The 15,266-nt window shown below is 57.9% G+C and carries 17 protein-coding genes; 9 read left to right on the forward strand and 8 right to left on the reverse strand.

Translation table 11 applies throughout. From position 1 onward, the window contains the following. Positions 1–4 precede the first annotated feature (4 nt). Both AS026_RS12540 and AS026_RS12545 read right to left on the reverse strand, forming a co-directional pair. Positions 5–1,027 (reverse strand): LacI family DNA-binding transcriptional regulator, encoded by a 1,023-nt coding sequence (locus tag AS026_RS12540; RefSeq protein ID WP_062369785.1) that lies wholly within the window; start codon positions 1,025–1,027, stop codon positions 5–7. Positions 1,028–1,316: 289 nt separating this feature from the next. Next, positions 1,317–2,693, reverse strand: a complete 1,377-nt coding sequence (locus AS026_RS12545) for an aminotransferase-like domain-containing protein (RefSeq protein ID WP_062369786.1) — start codon at positions 2,691–2,693, stop codon at positions 1,317–1,319. Positions 2,694–3,008: 315 nt separating this feature from the next. On the opposite strand from AS026_RS12545, the gene AS026_RS12550 reads away from it, so the two are divergent. The 6 genes from AS026_RS12550 (at position 3,009) to AS026_RS12575 (ending at position 6,906) form a co-directional block, all read left to right on the forward strand. Next, positions 3,009–3,425 (forward strand): DUF983 domain-containing protein, encoded by a 417-nt coding sequence (locus tag AS026_RS12550; protein WP_062369787.1) that lies wholly within the window; start codon positions 3,009–3,011, stop codon positions 3,423–3,425. Positions 3,426–3,478: 53 nt separating this feature from the next. Further along, the gene (locus AS026_RS12555) at positions 3,479–3,853 is read left to right on the forward strand and encodes a DUF983 domain-containing protein (protein WP_062369788.1); all 375 of its coding nucleotides are present in this window, start codon (positions 3,479–3,481) and stop codon (positions 3,851–3,853) included. A gap of 159 nt (positions 3,854–4,012) precedes the next feature. Then, positions 4,013–4,240, forward strand: coding sequence for a hypothetical protein (locus tag AS026_RS12560; protein WP_082728511.1), 228 nt, complete (start codon positions 4,013–4,015; stop codon positions 4,238–4,240). Between the two features lie 212 nt (positions 4,241–4,452). Beyond that, positions 4,453–4,977, forward strand: coding sequence for an AEC family transporter (locus AS026_RS12565; RefSeq protein ID WP_245307460.1), 525 nt, complete (start codon positions 4,453–4,455; stop codon positions 4,975–4,977). A 300-nt stretch (positions 4,978–5,277) separates the two neighbouring features. Continuing rightward, positions 5,278–5,580, forward strand: a complete 303-nt coding sequence (locus tag AS026_RS12570) for a helix-turn-helix domain-containing protein (protein ID WP_245307462.1) — start codon at positions 5,278–5,280, stop codon at positions 5,578–5,580. Positions 5,581–5,583: 3 nt separating this feature from the next. Continuing rightward, positions 5,584–6,906: a type II toxin-antitoxin system HipA family toxin gene (locus AS026_RS12575; RefSeq protein ID WP_062369791.1), complete on the forward strand. Its 1,323-nt coding sequence runs from the start codon at positions 5,584–5,586 to the stop codon at positions 6,904–6,906. 706 nt (positions 6,907–7,612) lie between these two features. On the opposite strand, the gene vapC is transcribed toward AS026_RS12575, so the two are convergent. From vapC to AS026_RS12600, 5 genes are all read right to left on the reverse strand, one after another. Continuing rightward, positions 7,613–8,014 carry a type II toxin-antitoxin system tRNA(fMet)-specific endonuclease VapC gene (gene vapC / locus AS026_RS12580; RefSeq protein WP_025661497.1) on the reverse strand — a complete coding sequence of 134 codons (402 nt, stop codon included), beginning with the start codon at positions 8,012–8,014 and terminating at the stop codon, positions 7,613–7,615. Then, complete coding sequence (vapB, locus tag AS026_RS12585; RefSeq protein WP_007788143.1) at positions 8,014–8,244, reverse strand: type II toxin-antitoxin system VapB family antitoxin; 231 nt, start codon at positions 8,242–8,244, stop codon at positions 8,014–8,016. Before vapB ends, vapC begins: the two co-directional genes overlap by 1 nt. 343 nt (positions 8,245–8,587) lie before the next feature. Next, a complete protein-coding gene (locus tag AS026_RS12590) occupies positions 8,588–9,340 on the reverse strand; it encodes an ABC transporter ATP-binding protein (protein WP_062369792.1) in 753 nt (250 codons plus the stop codon). After that, positions 9,334–10,398, reverse strand: coding sequence for a FecCD family ABC transporter permease (locus AS026_RS12595; RefSeq protein ID WP_062369793.1), 1,065 nt, complete (start codon positions 10,396–10,398; stop codon positions 9,334–9,336). The genes AS026_RS12590 and AS026_RS12595 overlap by 7 nt, the downstream gene beginning before the upstream one ends. A 3-nt stretch (positions 10,399–10,401) precedes the next feature. Further along, positions 10,402–11,532, reverse strand: a complete 1,131-nt coding sequence (locus AS026_RS12600) for an ABC transporter substrate-binding protein (protein ID WP_062369794.1) — start codon at positions 11,530–11,532, stop codon at positions 10,402–10,404. 102 nt (positions 11,533–11,634) lie between these two features. Between AS026_RS12600 and AS026_RS12605 the strand changes: the two genes are divergently transcribed. From AS026_RS12605 to AS026_RS43320, 3 genes are all read left to right on the forward strand, one after another. Then, on the forward strand, positions 11,635–12,450 hold the full coding sequence (locus AS026_RS12605) for a class I SAM-dependent methyltransferase (RefSeq protein WP_082728507.1): 816 nt from the start codon (positions 11,635–11,637) through the stop codon (positions 12,448–12,450). Positions 12,451–12,972: 522 nt separating this feature from the next. Beyond that, entirely contained in the window at positions 12,973–13,767 is a 795-nt protein-coding gene (locus tag AS026_RS12610; RefSeq protein WP_062369796.1) for a DUF2092 domain-containing protein, read from the forward strand. A gap of 22 nt (positions 13,768–13,789) precedes the next feature. Continuing rightward, positions 13,790–13,990 carry a hypothetical protein gene (locus AS026_RS43320; protein WP_062369797.1) on the forward strand — a complete coding sequence of 67 codons (201 nt, stop codon included), beginning with the start codon at positions 13,790–13,792 and terminating at the stop codon, positions 13,988–13,990. A gap of 629 nt (positions 13,991–14,619) precedes the next feature. Here AS026_RS43320 and AS026_RS12620 read toward each other — a convergent pair. Next, the coding region (locus AS026_RS12620) for a hypothetical protein (protein WP_063805924.1) at positions 14,620–15,266 on the reverse strand (647 nt) is incomplete at its 5' end.

The raw sequence follows: 15,266 nt of genomic DNA on the forward strand, positions 1-15,266 counted from the left end.
TTTTTTATTGTTTCGACGGCGGTGCAACGGAGTTCCGCACGACGATTTCGACCGGCAGCAGTTCCTCGGAGCGCAAGGTCTCGGGCTCCTGCCAGTTTGTTTCGAGAAGCAGCGCCAAGGCGCGTTCGCCAAGCGCCCGGACGGGCTGGCGTATGGCAGTCAGCGGCGGCGCGAAAAGATGTAGCGGTCCGACGTCGTCGAAGCCGATCACTGAAACCTCGCCGGGAACCGAGACGCCCTCGGCAAGCAGCACTTCGATCAAGCCGATCGCTATTTCGTCCGAACTGGCAAAGATCCCCGTCGCCTGCTTGCCCTCGTCGATAAAACGGCGCGCCGCCTGCCGGCCGAATTCCACCGTGAAGCTGCCCTCGTAGCGTGTCACCTGGAACGGCTCTCCCCGCTCCATAAGCGCGCGTTCCAGGCCGAGGAAGCGGCGGCGAGTGCTGATCATTTCCTGTGGGCCGCCGATGTAGACGATGTGCCTATGCCCATGGTCGGCTAGATGCCGACCCGCGAGATAGCCGCCCTCCTCGTTATCGGCGAAGAGTTTCGGCACTATCGCATTCGGCACGTCTTCGTCGACGATGACGACCTTGCCAGCCTGGTTGATCACTGCCGCCAGTTCGCCGTCGTCGGGATGGTTGGTAACGAAGATGAGACCATCAACATGATTGCGCGCAAGCGCCGTCACGTACGAGATTTCACGGCCGGGACGATTGAGCGTCGCATGCAGCGACAGCGCCAGCCCGCGCTTGTCCGCCTCCTGCTCTACAGCAGCAACAAGCGTCGCGAAGAACGGATTGGCAATATCCGGCACCACAAGACCGATCGTCTCCGAACGGCCGCGGCTCAGACGGCGCGCATGCGGGTTTGGCTCGTAGCGAAGATCCCGGATTGCCTTATCGATGCGCTCTTTGGTTTCAGGGGGAAGTTGAAGCGAACCGTTCAGAAGCCGTGATACCGTCGCTACCGATACGCCAGCGGCGTCGGCGACATCCTTCAGGCTTGTAGCACGCTTGCTGGACATCATGTCTCCCTGACAAGATAGCTTGGTCAAGCTTGTAAAGCGATTTACTAAACCGCTTTACAATGCCACTCGCAATCCCGCTGTCAAGCGTGAAAATTGGGCACGAAGAAAAATTAGGCGAAGAGAAGCTCGGCCGCAGATGTGACCACTGAGGTCATCACACAATGAATGCCGCTCTCGAACGGAATCGAACCGTCGATCCTTAACAGTGCTAGGCATAAGATATGAGATCGCCCACCCGTGCGCCGCTTGCACGATGAGGATGGTCGAGGCCTTGCCGCTTCTTCGGTCAGACAACCATCGTCGAGAACGCGGGCTGCTGGGCTAGAAGGTCTGCCAAAATCCGGAGGGCACGTGTAAGTTCCTCCAGGTTCACCGGAGCGCCAAGCGCAAGTCGTATGGCTTCGGGCGCGGAGGCAATTGCAAAGGCGTCGCTGGTGACGATACCGATCCCTATCGAACGCAATCTGGAAACCAGTTCGCCTCGCGTCCAAGGTTCAGGAGCCTTCAGCCACACGTGGAAGCCGCCCGGTGAGGATTCGACATCGAACGGAAGGAGCGCCTTGACCGCATCCAGGCGCTTCACTGTTTCCTTGACAATCTCGCCTCTGACAACATCCGCTACTCCCGACTCTATCCATTGAGACGCGAGAGCACTCGTGAGCGGAGAAACAATTGACGCTGACGCCCGGATCGCGTTGGCCACCCTGTGTGTACGACCTTCCGGCACGGCGACATATGCGACTCGAAGGGCGGGAGACAGGCATTTGGATAAGCTGGCCACGTGATAGACCGCCTCGGGCAGCAGCGCAGCGACTGGCGGTGGCGGGGCCGGAACAAGGGCGCTATACGCGTCGTCCTCGATAATCGGCACGCCATACGTCCGCGCAACATTTACGAGATCGTGCCTTCGATGAACGGGCAGTGTCCGTGTAGTCGGATTGTGAAGCGTTGGCATACAATAGAGCGCTTTCGGCTTCGCCTCCCTGCATACCTGCGCAAAGGCGTCCGGAACAAGCCCGTGATCGTCCATTGCAACCGGTGCCAATTTGAGCCTGAGATGGGATGCGATCGAGCGGAATCCGGGGTACGTGAGTTCTTCTGCGCAGACGATATCACCAGGCTCTGTCAAGACGCTGAGAATGGCGTGAAGCGCTCCCTGCGCGCCTGAGGCGACTAACACACGATCAGGCGATATCCCCGGAAGCCGCCTTGAAAGCCAAGACGCGCCAACGATACGATCCTCCATGATGCCGCCGGGTTCCTGATACCTTAGCAGGAGGTCCAAGCCCTGTTGCTGAAGCTCTTTCGCCCCATCCCACATTCTCTGTTCCAGGACGGGATCGAGAAACCGCGGCGGCAGATTCATGCTCATGTCGACGACGCCAGAGGGCTGCTGTGATGGTCGCGCGCCACGCTTTGATCGCACGTATGTCCCTTGACCCACCTTGCCTTCAATCAGGCCACGGCTGCGGGCCTCCGAGTAGGCTCGGCTGACTGTGGTGAAGTCGATGCCGAGGTTGTCAGCGAGTTTGCGCTGCGTTGGAAGTTGCACCCCTTCGGCCAAGCGACCACTTGCGATGTCCTCTGCCAAGGCATCCGCAATCGACAAATAGATTGGCCCCTCACGGGTGCCAAGGCGAGGTGTCCAAGATGCCGCAGTCATCGATTTTCCATTCAATGTAACAACATGTTATCCATATAAGCTCCATATATATCTCCTGGCTGTCAAGGGGCTTGAGCCCGGGATGAACGACTCCCAGAAATTCGGAGCCATAGTAACAGAAATGATGTTTTGTCGGATTGGTGGTCGAGTGGCAGCTCCCAGATGCGTCGAGGTTGCGGCGGTGTTCAGTCTGAAAACTGAACCGGCCAATCACTTCAGGTACGCGCCGACAGCTGCGACAAATTGTAAACTGTCGGTGTTGATTGGATTATTGTATGCATACATTAATTCAATCAATTCTGGAAGTGTAACGCGATGACGATGGAATGGCCTCCACTGCCACCCATTCAAACGGGACTGCGCGGATTGTGTCCCCAGTGCGGGCAAGGGCATCTTTTTGACGGCTTTTTGACTGTGAAGCCCAAATGCGAAGTTTGCGGCCTCGACTACTCCTTCGCCGATCCCGCAGACGGGCCGGCGTTTTTCGTGATCTGCTTCACATGCGTGCCGGCCGTCGCGGTGGCATGTTGGATTGAGGTTGCCTATTCCCCTTCAATATGGGTGCACCTATTCACCTCTCTCCCGCTGGTACTGCTGGCATGTCTTTTGCCGCTCCGGCCATTGAAGGGCTGGCTGATCAACAGTCAGTTCTTCTTCAAGGCAGAGGAAGGAAAAATCGACCGCGACTACGTGAGGCCTACTGCACCCGAGCCGCGAATCGAGCACGACTGACGTCGGCTCCTGTGGGCATAGACACATCCGATCAATTCTTGGAACGCACGAAAATGACCAACCAATGGCCTCCGCTGTCGTCAATGAAAGCTGAATTGCGAGGGCTGTGTCCCCAGTGCGAGCAAAGCCAGCGTTATGTTGGCTTTCTAACTGTGAAGCCTAAATGCGAAGTTTGTGGCCCCGATCGTTCGTTGGCCGCGCCGGCGGATAGACTGGCGTTCTTTGTAATTTGCTTCATATGGGTAACAGGTGTTGCGCTGGCGTGGCGGATCCAGGTTGCTTATTCGCCTTCTATCTGGGTCCACCTCTTCGCCGCTTTCCCGCCCGTGCTTCTCGCTTGTCTTCTGCCCCTTCGGGCGTTGAAAGGCTGGCTTATCAGCAGCCGGTTCTGCTTCAACGCAAAAGAGGGAATGATCGACCCCGACTAGGGTCGATGGGAGCCGCACAATCGCACACCGAGCGCGGTTGATATCGACACCAGCAATCGCAGACCGAATTGAAACCGCGCTGACGCGTCAAACCGGAAGCCAGGGTGCTTGCGCACGGTTTCAAAGTTGGTCGTCACGATGCACATGAGAGCCTTCATTATGGATTGGGTACCTGTAGTCTTCGTTACTTTTAAGCTACTGGCGTTAGGCATCGCGATGTTCTTCGCCATCAAGTGGCACTACGATCAGGGGGAGAAGGGGGAAACGCAAGCTATGCTACGCACCTGCGGCAAGATGGCTGCAGTCTTCATGCTAGCAGTAATAGGCGCGGGGCTAGTCGCCTTTACCTTTAGCAGGATGCTCGGTTTGGACTTGAGCTTCCCGTGATGGTGCCAAATGTGCCAAGCTTAGAAACGCTCCCGGAGCGCCACATTTTCCGATTTCGTTGAACGCGATCGCCGGCAGGCCCGGTCAGCCTTGGCCAACTGCCGCTGGCTTTGGTACTGCGTGATGAGCGAGTCACGTTGACACTCATTGGGCAAGTTCGATCGAAGAAGAACTGCGATCGATTGATGCGGTCGAAGGAGGGATCAACTTGTGTGACAGGCCCTCTCATGACCATCGGTGTAGATGCAGCGCTCGTTGAGCTGCGAGCCAAGAATCCGCTTTTGATATCCCCTATGCTTGGTACTGTCGTGCTCGTCTCAGGCTGGCAACTGCCGGCGCCGGCCCACACGTTTCTGAAGTTGCTCGGGGGTGCTGCTGCGCCGTGTGCGCTGATCGCGCTCGGCCTGTTTCTTGCCGGAATGCAGCCGAACAGGAAGGCAGAGCGCCTCTCGACCGTCGGCATCCTGGTTGGACTGAAGCTTGTTGCCCAACCCGCAATAACGTGGGTCATCGCTGGCCCCGTGATTGGACTGACACCCATCGCGACCCATACCGCGGTTTTGCTGGCCGCACTTCCGACTGGTACGGGCTCGTTCATGCTCGCCGAATTCTACAACAGGAATGCAGGGCTCACGGGTTCTGGTGTCGACCGTTTGTTCGATCGTCACGATTTCGGTGTGTCTGGCCCTTACCGGCAGTTAGGCATCAACTCCGAGTGTTGTGGCTCGTCGTTATAACTCGGATTGGCACCACCCATACCCTGTGTATCGGGAAAGTCCTGACCGGCGCGTGCGCCGTATGATGGCAACCCGGTCGAACGAGTTCCGTTGATTCCATTCACATAAGCGGCCGAATACGGCCGATTGCTATTTCCATACCATTTAAACGGCCGTATATGTCCTATATTGGCTGAACTGATTATAAGACATCAATCGGCCGTATGCGTCCGCTTAACTCATAAAAGTTGCGATTCGAGGCCACATATGTCCGGTTTTACTCCGCAAGATGCCAGGGCGCCAGATGCGATCGCCAGGGAAATGGGACAGAAACTCGAACGCTTCCGCCTATCGAGAAACATCACCCAACAACAACTCGCAACCGATGCCGGAATATCGGAGCGGACGCTCCGGCGGCTTGAGTCGGGAGACAATCCCACTCTCGACTCCCTGATCCGGGTACTGATCGCACTCAAGATTCAAGGCAATATAGACCTGCTCATCCCGGATTCTCGAATACGGCCGATTGAGCGCGTCCGCACCAAAGGAACGGAGCGCCAAAGATCAAGGTCCACGAAGACTGCAAAGCAACCGAAACCATGGGAATGGGGAACCAAGGAATGACGAATGGCTGAGCCGTCCACAGACGCGTCCGTCGTGCTTTGGGGGCGTGAGATTGCGGCCGTCTCCTGGATCCCGGACCTCGGGCACGCCGTTTTCCAGTATGATCCTGAATTCGCCGGCTCCGGCATAGAGCTTTCACCGCTCGTCATGCCGCTCGGTCCCGACCCCTATTCGTTTCCCGCTTTGCCGAGGACCACCTTCAAGGGTTTGCCGGGCATGCTGGCAGACGCACTTCCCGACAAGTATGGAGATCGACTGATCAACGCATGGCTGGCAGAAGAAGGCCGCACCCCCGACAGCTTCAATCCGGTGGAAAGGCTTTGCTATGTCGGAACGCGCGGCATGGGTGCCCTCGAGTTCAAGCCTGCTCTCATGGGGTCGAACCAGAAGGTTCGCAGGATCGAGGTCGCCAACCTGGTGCGCCTTGCCAACCTCGTTTTGAATCAGAAAGCAAGCCTCGAAGGCATCCCGGGCGGAAAGAACGATCTTGCCGCGATCGACGACATCCTTCGTGTCGGCACCTCGGCCGGCGGTGCGCGCGCAAAAGCCATTCTTGCATGGAACGAGGCGACCGGAGAATTTCGGCATGGCCAGATCGATGCAGGCGATGGCTTCGAGCACTGGCTCATGAAGTTTGACGGGATCGACACCAACCGGGACAAGGAAGAGCCCGATCCGCAAGGCTTCGGCCTGATCGAATATGCCTACTATCTCATGGCGACAGCAGCGGGTATCGACATGATGCCATGCCGGTTGCATCACGAAGGCGGTCGAAGCCATTTCATGACGAGGCGATTCGATCGCCCCGTTGATGCAAAAGGCGTGACGCATAAACTGCATATGCAATCCCTCTGCGCGTTGCAGCACTTCGACTTCAATGATCCCCGCGGCTATTCCTACGAACAGGCGATCTTGACGATCCGGCAACTGGGGCTCAGCGCATTGGCTCTGGAACAACAGTTTGTTCGCGCCGTGTTCAACATTGTCGCACGTAACCAGGACGACCACGTCAAGAACATCGCCTTCCTGATGAACCAGGCCGGGGAGTGGAAGCTCTCGCCGGCCTTCGACGTCAACTATTCCTACAACCCTGGTGGCGAATGGACCGGGCAACATCAGATGAGCCTGAACGGCAAGCGCGACGGGTTCATTTCCGAAGACCTTCTTGCATTTGCCGGAAACGCGTCAATCAAGCCCGCGAGAGCGAAGGCACTCGTCGCCAACATTCGCGACGTGGTCTCGAACTGGCCTCGTTACGCAAGCCAGGCCGGCGTTGACGACGACACGATACGCAAGATCGGAAATACGCACCGCTCGATCGCCTGAATTGGCTGGCAGGGAAGTGCCGGTCAACCAAAGTGAAAAAATGAGCGGCGTCGATAAGATCTTAGGATCTGAGCCTGGCGGAATTTGCGCTCAATGTGGACTGGCTACCTCATGAATACAGGCGGTACGTGATCGGCCGGGGAAGCATTCGACCGGCAACCTCCAATCGAGGACCTGCCAATCTTTGTGAGGCTGAACGGCCAACGGTCAACGAGCGACCAGCCGGCTTTCCGTTTGGCGACACGTTGCGTCCACTCATTGCTTACGCCAATGGCGTCAGCACGTCGGCCACATTGAGTCCCCTCAAAAATGGGACAATTGTCACGACCGGCGCGCTCAGTGGACTAATTCGATAGCGGAATCGGGTGAAGTCACCATCCAGTTCGGAGACGTTGTGGCACTCCGTTTTCACCTCATACGTTGATCACCCCGCCGGCCGGAGGTTCCTCTGGAACCTACACGAATGGATGTGGAGTGACTGGCTCAGCAAGGACAAGGCAAGTCGAGAAGCCGTGGGCGTTCCAACCCGACATTGAGAAAATTCTTGTGCTGGGTTAACCAGCATTGTGTCTGGTTTCGAGACCGACACCTGAATGAGCGGCGACATCCGTCGGTGCAATGATCCTGTATGCCGCTTCAGCAAGGCGACCTCGACGAAGATCACACTCGGCGAATTTAGTTCGCCCGTCGTGATCATTCAAAGCGCCTAGGCTGTCCAGTCCTCGACACGTAAGCCAGGCACGCGATCAAACTCACGCCGATTGTTCGTGACCAGTATCAGCCCCCGCGAGCGGGCGTGACCGGCGATCAACTGGTCGTAAGGCCCGATCGGGGTGCCGCCGCGTGCAAGTTCTGCACGCAATTGTCCTGTATGGCCTGCTGCCATCTCGTCATATGGAAGGACCTCGAGCCGTGCGGCAAAGCCTTCGACGACCGACAGATTCCGCTCTGGGGCGGCTGACTTCTCTGCTCCATAGATTAGTTCCATCAGACTGATGGAGCTAATGCAGAGTTGACCATGGTGTCGGTTGAACGCCTCGCGCACCTGCTGCGGGCGGTTCTTCACCGTAAAGATACAGATGTTTGTATCCAGCATGTACTTCAGCATTAAAATGCGTCACGCTCCTGCAAGGCCGGTTGATCACGTTCGGTCATAAAATCCGAGGTAGCCGCTTCGCCTTCGAACCAGCTGTCCCAAACTTCTCCGGCAGGGGCGATAATCCTCGTGCGTCCAACTGCGACAATGTCGACGCGCTTTACATCATCAGGCAGAGCGACGGCCTTCGGCAACCGAACGGCCTGGCTACGATTGCTTTGAAACACTGCACCTTGTTCCATTTCCTATCCTCCGCAATATACGAAAGCCATATCCCATTTAGTTTCGCGAATGGGATATGTCAATGGGATATACCTCGTCAGACTGGGCGATGTTTGAGAACTCGGCCCAAAGCCGCGGCCTGTGTCGATGCGCTCAAGGCCGGACATCAGTACCATGCTGGAGGTTTCGACGAGCTGCCACCAGACCACTGCGATCATCGCTATCGCCGCGCGCAAGTGACTCGAAGGTCAGCTCGTCGAATAGCCTGTTTGAAGCGAAAATGAGTCATCGTGCCTGCGCGAAGCGAGCGATTCTGGATTTGCGATAGGAATGCTCCGGCTTATCGCGCCAGCATTAACTTGATCAGAGCGCCCCATCGACAATGACTACAGGTCGCCCGCGCGAGCAGGATTCGATGCGGGCATCCACACGATAGATGTCGCGCAGCATTTTCGATGTGATCACTTCAGCGGTCGCGCCGCTCGAGGTCATTTCCCCATTGGCGATAACGATCGTGTTTGTGCAATAGCGCAAGGCGTGATTGAGATCATGGAGTGCAATGAGCACGATCATGCCGGTGCGGCTGGCAAGATCGACGACGAATTCCAATACATCGATCTGACGATGGAGGTCGAGGGCCGAGGTCGGCTCGTCCATCAGCAAGACCTCGGGTTTGCGCACCAGCGCCTGGCCGAGCGAGACGAGCTGTCGCTGGCCGCCCGACAGGGCGTCTAGCCCCCGGAAGGCAAGGTCTTCGATACGCAACGCCTTCAGGATCGCGTCGATCTCGAAAAGCTCTTCGTCCTTTACCCGCCAGCCGCCGCCCTGTTTTGTGGCAAGCAGGAGCGACTCGTAGACCGTCAGCACGGCATTCGAGCCGGTGTCCTGCGGCATGTAGCAGATCGCCCGGTCGCCGCGTGTCACATCCGAAAGCTGCACGACACCGGGGCCTGAAATTAGGCCGGCGATTCGCTTGAAGAGCGTCGACTTGCCGGCCGCATTCGGGCCGATCACCGCCGTGGTGGAACCGGGCGTCAAGAGCTCGATTGCGACCTTGGACAGAACCGTCGTGCGGCCATAGCTGGCGCCGAGATCCTTAAGTACCAGGCTTACCATGCTCGCCTCCGGTTTGAGAAAATCAGGACGAAGAAGAAGGGAACGCCGACAAGCGCGGTGATGACGCCGATCGGCAGGATTGCGCCGGGGATCAGGACCTTGCTGACGACCGACGTCGCCGAGAGCAGCAGCGCACCGCAGATCACGGAACCGGGCAGAAAGAACCGCTGGTCCTCTCCCACGACCATGCGCGCGATATGGGGGCCGACGAGGCCGACAAAGCCGATCGTCCCGACGAAGGAGACAGGAATGGCGGCGAGCAAGCTGACGACAAGCATGGTGTGAAGGCGCAGGCGCCGGACATTGACGCCCATGCTCGCCGCCTTGTCGTCCCCGAGCCTCAGGGCTGTCAACGCCCAGGCGTTGCGCACGAAGAGCGGTAGCGTCACGACGAGAATGGCGCCAGTGACGAAGACTTTGTCCCACGTCGCTTTGGTAAGGCTTCCCATCGTCCAGAACACGACTGCGGCGAGCGCCTGCTCGGACGCGAGGTATTCGAGAAGCGACAGGGCGGCATTGAACGTGAAGACGAGGGCGATGCCGAGCAGCACGATCGTCTCGACCGTAACACCGCGCAGCGTCGATGCGAAATGGATGAAGAGCGCGGCCACCATCGCCATGACGAAGGCATTGACCGGAACCATGTATTGAACCGCGCCCGGAAAAATGGCGACACCTGCAACGAGCCCCAGCGCCGCGCCAAAGCTGGCGGCCGCCGAAATGCCGAGCGTGAAGGGACTGGCGAGCGGGTTCGAAAGGATCGTCTGCATCTGCGCACCTGCCACCGAGAGCGACGCGCCGACCGTCATCGCCATCAGCGCAATCGGCATGCGGATATCCCAGATGACGACACGCAGCTGGTCACCGGCAGCCTCCGGGGAAGCGAGCGCCGACAGCACCTCAGCAAGACTGTAATTCGCGGGGCCCAATGCCATGTCGGCAGCCATGCTTGCCGCAAGCGCGACGACAAGACCTGCAAGGATGAGGATGCGCCGAAAGGCAAGGGCGCGATATTGATCGCGCCCCGTCACCTTCGTTTCGATCGTCGCAACGCTCATCGCCTATTCGCCCTTCAACGTGACGAAGTAGCCTGACTTGTAGTCGAGCGGCAGGAAGCGCGCGTGAAGCTCCTTGAAGGTTGCTTCCGGATCGAGTCCGTTGAACAGGTCGGGGTGCAGCCACTTGGCGATCTGCTGGATTGCGACGAACTGGTAGGGATTGTTGTAGAACTGGTGCCAGATGGCATGGACATTGCCATCCTTGACCGCCTTAATGCCGGTAAAGGCTGGGCGTTTCGTCAGGTTTTCCAGCTTGCGGTGCGCTTCGGCGATATCCGCGCCATAGCCGACGCCGACCCAGTTGCCACCAGGCACATAGCCTTCCCACATGCCGCCGGTGATGATGACCTGATCAGGATTGGAGGCGATGATCTGTTCCGGGTTCACCGTGCCGAAGGTGCCTGGAATGATGTCCTTTGCCATGTTGATGCCGCCGGCCAGCTCGACCATCTTGCCGAAATTCTCGCTGCCGAAGGACATGCAGCAATCATCAGAATAGCCGCCCGCGCGCTCCATGAAGACGACCGGCTTTGCGGGGTTACTCTTCTCCAGGACATCCGTGACCTTCTTGATGGCGTCGGCGCGGAAGGTGATGAAGTCGTCGGCGACCTTCTCCTTGCCCATCAGCGTGCCCATGATACGCATGCTAGGCTCGGTGTTTTCCATCGGCTTTTCCCGGAAGTCGACATAGACCAGGGGAATGCCGACCTTGGCGAGCTTGTCGATATAGCCGGCCTCTTCCGTAGCTGTCTTGGCGTCAACATTCATCAGGATGACGTCGGGTTTCAAGGCTACCGCCTGTTCGATATCGAACGTGCCATCCTTCATACCGCCGAAGGTCGGCAGCTTGGCGATGCCAGGGTATTTTGCGAGATAGGCCGCGTAGGATTCCGGGTCCGCCTTCGGCAGGTCGTCGCGCCAGCCGACGACGTGCTGGAACGGGTTGTCCCTGTCGAGCACGGCAAGGAAATAGATCTGCCGGCCTTCGCCGAGGATTGCGTGCTTTACCGGCACATTGACTTCGACGTCGCGGCCCGTCACGTCCCTCACAACGACGGGATCGGCGATCGCGGGCAGCACTGTGGACGCGAGAACGCCAAGGGCGATCATTGCCGACTTGCCAGAAAAGCGCATGGTTGAATCTCCAGTGGAAACTGACCGGCACTTATTATTTGATGACTTTCATAGTCAAGATTTATCTTTTAGAAGCATTCGAAGCTGAGATAAGGACGGAACATGCAGAGCGATCGAATGGCCGACAGCGCCAATTTCACCTTGCGGGATGAGATCAAGGCCTATTGGTCCGAACGCGCGGCAACATTCGACCAGTCGCCGGGCCACGAAATTTTCTCCGAGGAGGAGCGTGCGGCCTGGCACGCACTGATCGGGCGGCATCTCGGCCGCGGCGACGGCCGCAAGGCCCTCGACCTTGCCAGCGGCACCGGTGTGATCTCCCACCTGATGGACGATCTCGGCTACCAAGTCACCGGCATCGACTGGTCGGAAGCCATGCTGGAGCGGGCACGCGCCAAGGCGGCATCGCGGGGACGGGCGATCCGCTTTCACGTTGGCGATGCAGAGAACACGCTTGAGGCCGATGACAGCTACGACGTTATCATCACCCGCCACCTTGTGTGGACGCTGGTTGACCCCGAAGCCTGTTTTGCGGAATGGCTGCGCGTCCTGAAGCCGGGCGGGAAGCTGCTGATCATCGACGGGGATTTCGTCAACACGGGCCTTGCTGAGCGGCTCATCAAGCGTCTCGCGACCTTCCTCGAACGGACGAACCTCATCAAGACACAGGCACCCCATGCCCCCGCCACCATGGCCAGCATGCATGAGAGTATCCTGTCGCGCGTCCATTTTTCTGGAGGCGCACGGGTTGAGGCGGTTTCCCGCATGCTGAAAGTAACCGGTTTCTCCCCTGTTACGGCCGACACTAACCTGCGGAAGATCCATAAGGCGCAGTCGCAGTATTTCGGCTTCTTCAAAGCCATCGCACGAGGCCTTCAGCATCGCTACGCGATCATAGCGCAAAAGCCAGCTGAATAGTCAGCAGCGGATTTTCAGGAACTTCCAGCCCTTGAGATCTCATCAGGTGTGAATAGCAGCCGGCGCCGTGGCACGGCGGCAACCCGCCGGCTGGAAGGGCGATTTTCACCGGTCTAGATGAGAGAGAGAACGAGGTTTTCCGATCTCGTGGTTCGTCTACAATTGCTCCTTCGCTCTCCCATCATGGGAGCAATCGAAGGCAGAGCAAGCCGCCTTGGCCTATTTGGTGGCGGCTTCCTTGCGCCGCTAGGTTGCTGTATAGTAGGGAGAGCACCTGTGACATTGCGCGCACAACCGATCAATAGGCAAAGCCGGAGGTCTACCGACCTGGCCGCGCCGCTTGCGACAATCGCAATTCTTATGCAAGCCGTCATTTTGAAGGGTTAAGCTTGAGCCGAGAGTCGCAACCGGGCCGTCCAAGCGAGAGCGGACCCAAGTGAGCGCTGTAGGGGCTATTCCATCCCGCGCCGTTGCTTAAACCACGCGGAGTGTCTTCTTACTGTGTCAGCGGAGGAAACACCCATGCGATATCGATCGGAATCCCCGTTTCAAAATGCCAGACTGCTTACCGTTACCTTGGCCCTCGCGGCGCTGGCCGGCGCGATGCCCGGCCACGCCGATGAAAAGCAGGCGAAGGACCTGCTGAAGGCCATGTCGGACTATATGGCGGCGCAAGAGGCAATCTCGTTCGAGTATGACACGAGCCTGGAGGTCGTTACCAAGAAGCACCAAAAGCTGGCACTTGCGAGCTCCGGCACCGTGACGCTCAACAGGCCCGACAAGATACGCGTTACGCGTCAGGGCGGCTTCGCCAATGTCGAAATGGTATTTGACGGAAAAACGCTGTCGGTGCTCGGCAAGGACGCCAACCTCTTTGCTCAGACCGAAGTGCCGGGAACGATTGATCACCTCATCGACGCATTGCGGGACAAATTCCACAGGCCTTTGCCGGCCGGGGACATCTTGATGTCTAAACCCTACGACGAGCTCATGCCCCATGTCGTCGATGTGAAGGATCTCGGGAGCGGCGTCATTCGGGGTGAGGAATGCGACCACCTCGCCTTTCGCACCGATGATGGCGTGGACTGGCAAATCTGGATCGCCCAAGGTCAGAGCCCGTATCCTTGCCGTTATGTCGTCACCAGTACGAAAGTGGCGGGCTTTCCACAATACACGATTGACATAAGGTCATGGAAGGCAGGGTCGGACGCGGCGGCAGGCAACTTCAGCTTTAAAGCTCCCGATGGGGCCAAGGAGCGGAAGCTGAGCGACCTTCCCGACACCGACGAACTGCCAGAAATATTCTCCGTAAAATGATCGAACTCGAAGGAGGGACGACATGCTCAACCGGATCGCTATCATATTGCTGGCTTTGGTCGCAGGCGCTTCATGCATCGAAATTGGCGGCGGCCTCCCGGTCGAATTCAACTTCGTGTCAAACGCCGAGGCCAGGGTCGGGCGTCCGCTGACACCTGTCAGCGTGGCCGGCGTTGCTCGCAGGAGCGCGCGCCGATGCGCAGCTGGGGTCTATTATTGTTAGCTAAGGTGGCAGCCGAAGGCGAACAGCATCCATCTCCTCCTCTTCGGGGAAGCAAACTTTCTTCCTGAGGACGGCGCGCTAGCAGCCGTGCGGAAAACCTTGCATCCAGGCATTTGCTGAAGCTTTGGGTCGGCTTAGGAAGGGCGGATGTGGATGGTAGATTATCGGCACCCCCGTGGAAGCGGCATGCCTTGATGTCTCCTGCATTGAGCCTTGATTTCATTGCAGGACATTAGGGGCGCTTGAAACACAGTCGGGCCATGTGGCGGCGGCGCACTTTCCGACGAAGGTAAATGGCTATCAATGCCTGCAATTGCAGACGTGGCTCCCGGCAAGGCTCGCTATAGCTGCACCAATCGCGGAACAACAGTATCGGATGTTGAACACTAGAACTTCCGACGTTCGGCAGAACAAAAGACCTAGTCTGATGGGCAACGGCGCAATCTCTCATAGGAAGCTTGAGAACGAACACAGGTTTTCTGGGGCGGTACCATTATTGAGTGGCTGAGTTAAATCGCAGACCGATTGGCCTACATCCGTTAGTGACGCGCCAATGGGAGATTGCTTGCGCTGTGCTCCTCGCTCTTGATGGGAGGCGAACCATCGGAAGGCGTGCGTTGGTGAACCCCTCAAACTGCCTGCATGTAATCCGCCACACTGTAGCAATGGCTCGCCTGATAGGCGTTCCGTCCCCGGTTCATGTGCGTCAGGTTGAAGGTGCGGATTGCGCTCAGTACGCGGCGGCTTGTGAGAAATTTGCGGATCGAGACAGAGCCGCGCACATTGATGCCGAAAATATCAGCACCACGCGGGAAGAAGTAACTGACGTGCTCTGGCATCGCGACACTTTGCTCAAGAAAGTGTTCGTCCACCCGGCTCGGTGTTGCTGAACCATCTGTAGTGAAATCCGAAAGATGCACGATGAATCGGGCGCGGATATCGTCGCCGTGGGCATAGAGCGTGAAGAGCTCCATCCAGCTCGCATTGACGCGTATGAGCGGCTTGTCCGAGGTGGATGGGAGACAGGAAACCGACCAGTAGTAGCGCTCGGTCTTGCGCATGATCGGAATGCAGTTTGGACCGTATAGCCCGAGAATCTCCAGCAGTTGCCTCGCTTGCGGGCGACTGAGGAGTTTTTCAAATCGAGCGACATATTTGAAGCGCTGTTCAAGGGACTCTTGGCGCTCGTCCGCGTCCAACAAGTCGATCTTGCCCGCTATCCAATCGCGCTGCTGCTCAAGATCCAGGAAGTGCCGCACACCAGTTGTTCTCGGGC

Origin of the sequence: Rhizobium altiplani (assembly GCF_001542405.1) — a bacterium.
Taxonomy (GTDB): domain Bacteria; phylum Pseudomonadota; class Alphaproteobacteria; order Rhizobiales; family Rhizobiaceae; genus Rhizobium; species Rhizobium altiplani.